Source organism: Hydrogenophaga pseudoflava NBRC 102511, from assembly GCF_001592285.1.
GTDB classification, from domain to species: Bacteria; Pseudomonadota; Gammaproteobacteria; order Burkholderiales; family Burkholderiaceae_C; genus Hydrogenophaga; species Hydrogenophaga pseudoflava.
Map to the genome: position 1 here is coordinate 40,577 of NZ_BCWQ01000021.1, position 6,275 is coordinate 46,851.

Genomic DNA, 6,275 nt, shown 5'->3' on the forward strand with positions numbered 1-6,275 from the left:
CGAAGACATCGGGGAAACCCTCGTGAGCGGCGCTGGCCGACGGGTGGCGTCCGGGCCGCGGGCACAAAAAAAGGGACGCCGGAGCGTCCCTGTGTGCCGGGCGGGTGGCCGCTCAGCCGCGCGGGCTGGCCGCTGCGGCCAGGGCCGTCATGTTGAGCACGCGGCGCACGGTGGCGGCCGGCGTCAGGATGTAGGCGGGGCGGGCCACGCCGGTCAGCACCGGGCCCACGGTCACGCCGCCGCTGGCGGTGGTCTTGAGCACGTTGTAGAGGATGTTGGCGGCGTCCACGTTGGGGCAGACCAGCAGGTTGGCCGAGCCGCTGAGCGTGGAGTCGCCCAGGTAGGCCTGGCGGATCTCGGGTTGCAGCGCGGCGTCGCCGTGCAGCTCGCCGTCGCACTCGATGCCCGGGTGCTGGGCCACGAACAGGTCGCGCGCGGCGCGCATCTTTTTCGCGGAGGCGCGCTTGCTGGAGCCGAAGCTCGAGTGCGAGAGGAAGGCCACCTTGGGCGGCAGGCCGAAGCGCTGCACCTGCTGCGCCGCCATCCAGGCGATCTCGGCCAGCTGCTCGGCCGTCGGGTCTTCGTTGACGTAGGTGTCGGCGATGAACAGTGGGCCGCTGGCCGTCATCAGCGCGTTGACCGCGGCGTAGTTGTTCACGCCGGGCGCCTTGCCCAGGATGGCGTCGATGCGCTCCAGGTGGGTGGCGTAGGTGCCGACCAGGCCGCAGATCAGCGCATCCGCATCGCCCAGCGAGAGCATCAGCGAACCGATGATGGTGTTGGAGCGGCGCACCGCGGCCTTGGCCACCTCGGGCGTGGCGCCATTGCGCTTCATCAGGCCGTGGTAGTGCTCCCAGTACTGGCGGAAACGCGGGTCGCCTTCGGGGTTGACGTTCTCCACGTCCACACCCAGACGGATGCGCAGGCCCGCCTTCTGGATGCGCGCCTCGATCACGGCCGGGCGGCCGATCAGGATCGGCGTGGCCAGGCCGTCGTCGATCGCCATCTGCGCGGCGCGCAGCGCGCGCTCGTCCTCGCCGTCGGCGTAGGCCACGCGCTTCTTGTTCGCGGGCAGGGCCTTGGCGGCGTTGAAGATCGGGCGCATCAGGATGCCGGTCTGCGTCACGAAGCGCGAGAGCGACTGCCGGTAGGCGTCCATGTCGGTGATCGGGCGGGTCGCAACGCCCGAGTCGGCGGCGGCCTGGGCCACGGCCGGCGCGATCTTGAGGATCAGGCGCGTATCGAAAGCCTTGGGGATGATGTAGTCGGGGCCGAACGCCAGGTCCTGCCCGGCGTAGGCGGCGGCCACTTCGTCGCTGGTCTCGGCCTTGGTCAGGTCGGCGATCTGGCGCACGCAGGCCATCTTCATTTCTTCCGTGATCTTGGTGGCGCCGCAGTCCAGCGCGCCACGGAAGATGTAAGGGAAGCACAGCACGTTGTTGACCTGGTTCGGGTAGTCCGAACGGCCGGTGGCGATGATGCAGTCCGGCCGCGCGGCCTTGGCCACCTCGGGGCGGATCTCGGGCTCGGGGTTGGCCAGCGCCAGGATGATGGGCTGGCGGCCCATGCTCTTGACCATGTCGGCGTCCACCACGCCCGCCGCCGAGCAGCCCAGGAACACGTCGGCGCCGTTCATGGCGTCGGCCAGGGTGCGCGCCGACGAGGTGCGGCAGTAACGCTGCTTGGACTCGTCCAGCTTGCCGGCCTTGGCGTCGTCGCGTTCGGTCTGGATCACGCCCTTGGAGTCACAGACCAGGATGTTCTCGATGTTCACGCCCAGGTTGACCATCAGGTCCAGGCAGGCGATGGCCGCCGCACCCGCGCCGCTGACCGCGACCTTGACCGCGCCGATGTCCTTCTTGACCAGTTCCAGGCCGTTGATCAGCGCCGCGCTGGAGATGATGGCCGTGCCGTGCTGGTCGTCGTGGAAGACCGGGATCTTCATGCGGTCGCGCAGCTTGCGCTCGATGTAGAAGCACTCGGGCGCCTTGATGTCTTCCAGGTTCACCCCCCCCAGCGTGGGCTCCAGCGCCGCGATGATGTCGACCAGCTTGTCCGGGTCGCGCTCGGCCAGCTCGATGTCGAACACGTCGATGCCGGCGAACTTCTTGAACAGGCAGCCCTTGCCCTCCATCACCGGTTTGGAGGCCAGCGGGCCGATGTCGCCCAGGCCCAGCACGGCGGTGCCGTTGGTGATCACGCCCACCAGGTTGCCGCGGCTGGTGTACTCCGAGGCCAGGGCCGGCTCGGCCTCGATGGCCAGGCAGGGAAAGGCCACGCCCGGCGAATAGGCCAGCGACAGGTCGCGCTGGTTGGACAGCGGTTTGGTCGGGACGACGGCGATCTTGCCCTTGTTGGGCGAGCGGTGGTATTCGAGCGCGGCGTCGCGCAGGGCTTGTTCGGCGGGGGTCATGAGGTCTCCAGAGTGCGAACCGCCCGGCGGGGCGGGCGGTCATTGTGTCACGGGGTGGGGGGCGCGTTCATGCGGACTTCAACAGGTCCAGCAAGGTGCGAGCCACCACCTTGGTGGCGCGGCGCAGGTCTTCCAGCACCAGGTTCTCGTCGGCCCGTTTGGCGTTCGACTCGCGCACCGTGCGGGGGCCGGCGCCGTAGATCACGCCCGGGATGCCGTGTTCGCCGTAGATGCGCACGTCGGTATAGAGCGGCGTGCCGACGGCGGGGATGGGTTCGCCGAACAGCTCGCTGCCGTGTTTCTGGAGGGCCTCGACCAGAGGTTTGTTGCCCGGCAGGGGCTTGAGCGCGCGCGCCAGCAGGATGCGCTTGACATCCACGCTGATGGCGCGCCCGCCGCGCGGGGGCTGGTAGCGGGCGGCGGCCTCGGCGATGGTGCGGCGCAGCGCAGCCTCGACCTCGGCCGGGTCTTCCTCGGGAATCATGCGGCGGTCCAGCTTGATCACCACCTTGCCGGGGATCACGTTGGTGTTGGTGCCGCCCTGGATCAGGCCGACGTTGAGGTAGGGGTGGGTGATGCCTTCAACGCCCGAGCGCACCTTCAGGTAGTCGGCGTTCAGGGCGTACAGCGCGTTCAGGATGTGCACCGCGCCCTGCAGCGCGTCGGTGCCGCTGTCGGGGATGGCCGCGTGCGCCATGTCGCCGTGCACGGTGACCTCCAGCTGCAGGCAGCCGTTGTGCGCCACCACCACCTGGTAGCTGAAGCCGGCGGCGATCATCAGGTCGGGCTTGGTCAGGCCCTTCTCCAGCAGCCAGCCCGGGCCGACCTCGCCGCCGTATTCCTCGTCGTAGGTCACGTGCAGTTCCACGCCACCCTTCAGGGGCGCACCCAGCGCTTCCAGCGCACGGATCGCGAAGGTGAAGTTGGCGATGTCGCACTTGCTCACCGCGGCGGCGCGGCCGTAGATCTTGCCGTCCGCGATCTCGCCGCCATAGGGGTCGCGCGTCCAGCCCTCACCGGGCGGCACCACGTCGCCGTGGGCGTTGAGCGCGATGGTCTGACCGCCGTCGCCGAAGCGGCGGCGCACGATCAGGTTGGTGATGGTTTCCAGCCCGGCGGCCTTGACCTCGGCCTCGGGCACGGCGTGCTTCTCGGCGGTCAGGCCCATCGCGGCGAGCAGTTCGGCGGTGCGCTCGGCGTGCGGCGCGTTGTTGCCCGGGGGCGTGTCGGTGGGCACGCGGATGAGTTCCTGCAGGAACTTCACTTCCTCGTCGAAGTGGGCGTCGATCCAGGCGTCGAGTTGCTGTTGGGCGGTGGTCATGGCGGCTTTCAGTGGGATTCGGTGGTCAGTTGGTGCAGCACGTGGTCGAAGGCCTTGACGGCCAGGTCCATGTCGTCGGCGGTGCTGGATTCGAGCGGGTTGTGGCTGATGCCGCTGTTCTCGCCACGCACGAACAGCATGGCCTGCGGCATCACCTCGTGCAGCTTCATGGCGTCGTGACCCGCGCCGCTGGGCATGCGGTGCAGCGGCACGCCCAGCGCGGTGGCGGCGGCCTCCCAGCGCGCCTGCCATGCGGGGGCGCTGGGCGCTGCGGCGGCGCGCATGGTTTCTTCCAGCGAGTGGCGCAGGCCGCGGCGTGTGCAGATCTCGCCCAGCTTCGCCAGCACGTCCTGCGCCAGCGCATCGCGTTGCGCATTGGTCGGTGCACGCATGTCCAGGCTGAACCGGCAGGCGCCGGGCACCACGTTGATGGAACCATTCGGCACCTGCAGCATGCCCACGGTGGCGACCGAGTCACCATCCTGCGCGGCGCGCTGCTCGGCGTAGAGGATCAGTTCGGCCACCGCAGCGGCGGCGTCGCGGCGGCGGTCCATGGGCGTGGTGCCGGCGTGGCTGGCCATGCCCAGAACCTCGCCGAGATAGCGCACGCTGCCGTTGATGCTGGTCACGATGCCCAGCGGCAGGTTCAGCTCGTTGAGGACCGGCCCCTGCTCGATGTGCACCTCGATGAAGCCCAGGTACTGCGCCGGGTCACGCTGCAGCCTAGGGATGTCGTCGATGCACAGGCCGGCGTGCTGCATGGCCTCGCGCATGGTGATGCCATCGGCGTCCTTCTGGTCCAGCCAGGCGGGGTCGAAGTGGCCGGTGAGCGCGCCCGAGCCGAGGAAGGTGGCCTTGTAGCGCTGGCCTTCTTCTTCCGCGAAGCCCACGACCTCGATGCCGAAGGGCAGGCGCTGGCCGGCCGCGTGCAGCTTCTGCACGCAGGCCATCGGCACGAAGATGCCCAGTCGCCCGTCGTACTTGCCGCCGTTGCGCACGGTGTCGTAGTGGGAACCCGTCAGCAGGTATTTCGCACCGGGCGTGGCCGGGTGGTAGCGGCCGACCACGTTGCCCACGGCGTCGATCTCGATCTCGTCGAAACCGCAGTCCTTCATCCAGTGGCTGATGCGCTGGGCGCAGGCGCGGTGCGCGTCGGTGAGGTAGGTGACGGTCAGCTGGCCCTTCTCGGCATAGCCCGGGTCGCTGTGCTGCGCCAGCTTCTCCTGCCAGTCCCACACCAACTGACCGTCCACCGGCTCGAAGCCGAACTTGTCGTTCAGCCGGATCTCGGCGATGCGGTGGATGTTGCGCAGGCACTCCTGCCGTTCGAAGTCCGGGTGGCCGTGCACGCGGCGCTCGAAGGCCTCGATGATCTGTGCCTTGGTGAGGCCGGTGCCCCGCGGGCCGCGCACCGCCAGGATGAAGGGGAAGCCAAAGCGCGCGTTGTAGTCGGCGTTGAGCTGCTGGATGTGCGCGAACTCTTCCGGCGTGCAGTTCGTGAGACCCGCCTTGGTCTGCTCGTTGGTCGACTCGGCCGTCAGCGTCTTGCTCACCATGGCCTTGCCGGCCAGTTCCGGGTGGGCGCGGATCAGGGCCAGCTGCGGCTCCACGCCGGCCTCGTCGAGCACGCGCGTCATCGCGTGCTTGAGCTGCGCCAGCGACACGAACGGGCGCTGCGCCAGGGCGCGCTCGGCGATCCAGGGCGAATGCTCGTACAGGCCGTCGAGCATCTGCCGCGCCTCGGGCAGGGGCGCGGCGTTGAGTTGGTCCAGGGTCAGGGGCATGGGGGTGACCTCAGGCAGGGTTCAGCGGGTGCGTGGCCTTCCAGTGCCTCGCGATGTCCAGCCGGCGCGCCACCCACACCTGGTCGTGCGACTGGATGTGGTCCAGGAAGCGCTGCAGCGCGGTGATGCGGCCGGGCCGGCCGAGCAGGCGGCAGTGCATGCCGATGCTCATCATCTTGGGCCGGTCCAGGCCGTCGGGGTCGCCTTCGGCATAGAGCGCGTCGAAGGTGTCCTTCATGTACTGGAAGAACGGGTCGGCGTGCGAATAGCCCTGCGGCAGTGCGAAGCGCATGTCGTTGCAGTCGAGGGTGTAGGGCACGATGAGCTGGTGCGCGTCCGTTCCGTCGGTCTTGCGCACCTTCATCCAGAACGGCAGGTCCTCGCCGTAGTAGTCGCTGTCGTATTCGAAGCCACCGAAGTCGGCCACCAGGCGGCGCGTGTTGGGGCTGTCGCGGCCGGTGTACCAGCCCAGCGGGCGCTCGCCCGTGAGCCCTTCGATGATCTGCATCGCCTCGGCCATGTGGGCGCGCTCGGTGGCCTCGTCCACGTTCTGGTAGTGGATCCACTTGAGACCGTGGCAGGCGATGTCGTAGCCGAGTTCCCTGAACGCCGCGGTCAGCTCCGGGTGCTTCTGCAGGGCGGTCGATACGCCGAACACGGTCAGCGGCAGGCCGCGCTTCTCAAACTCGCGCAGGATGCGCCAGACGCCCGCGCGCGAGCCGTACTCGTAGATGCCTTCCATGCTGATATGGCGGGG

4 protein-coding genes are annotated in these 6,275 nt (G+C 69.0%); all 4 read right to left on the bottom strand.

Annotated elements, in window-relative coordinates; translation table 11 throughout:
• Positions 1-112: 112 nt before the first annotated feature.
• Positions 113-2,413 (bottom strand): NADP-dependent malic enzyme, encoded by a 2,301-nt coding sequence (locus HPS01S_RS20450; protein ID WP_066160679.1) that lies wholly within the window; start codon positions 2,411-2,413, stop codon positions 113-115.
• A gap of 67 nt (positions 2,414-2,480) precedes the next feature.
• A complete protein-coding gene (locus tag HPS01S_RS20455; protein WP_066160682.1) occupies positions 2,481-3,734 on the bottom strand; it encodes a M20 family metallopeptidase in 1,254 nt (417 codons plus the stop codon).
• Between the two features lie 8 nt (positions 3,735-3,742).
• The gene (uraD, locus tag HPS01S_RS20460; RefSeq protein ID WP_066160686.1) at positions 3,743-5,518 is read right to left on the bottom strand and encodes a 2-oxo-4-hydroxy-4-carboxy-5-ureidoimidazoline decarboxylase; all 1,776 of its coding nucleotides are present in this window, start codon (positions 5,516-5,518) and stop codon (positions 3,743-3,745) included.
• A 10-nt stretch (positions 5,519-5,528) separates the two neighbouring features.
• A partial coding sequence (locus tag HPS01S_RS20465) for a polysaccharide deacetylase family protein (RefSeq protein ID WP_066160697.1) occupies positions 5,529-6,275 on the bottom strand: 747 nt, incomplete at its 5' end.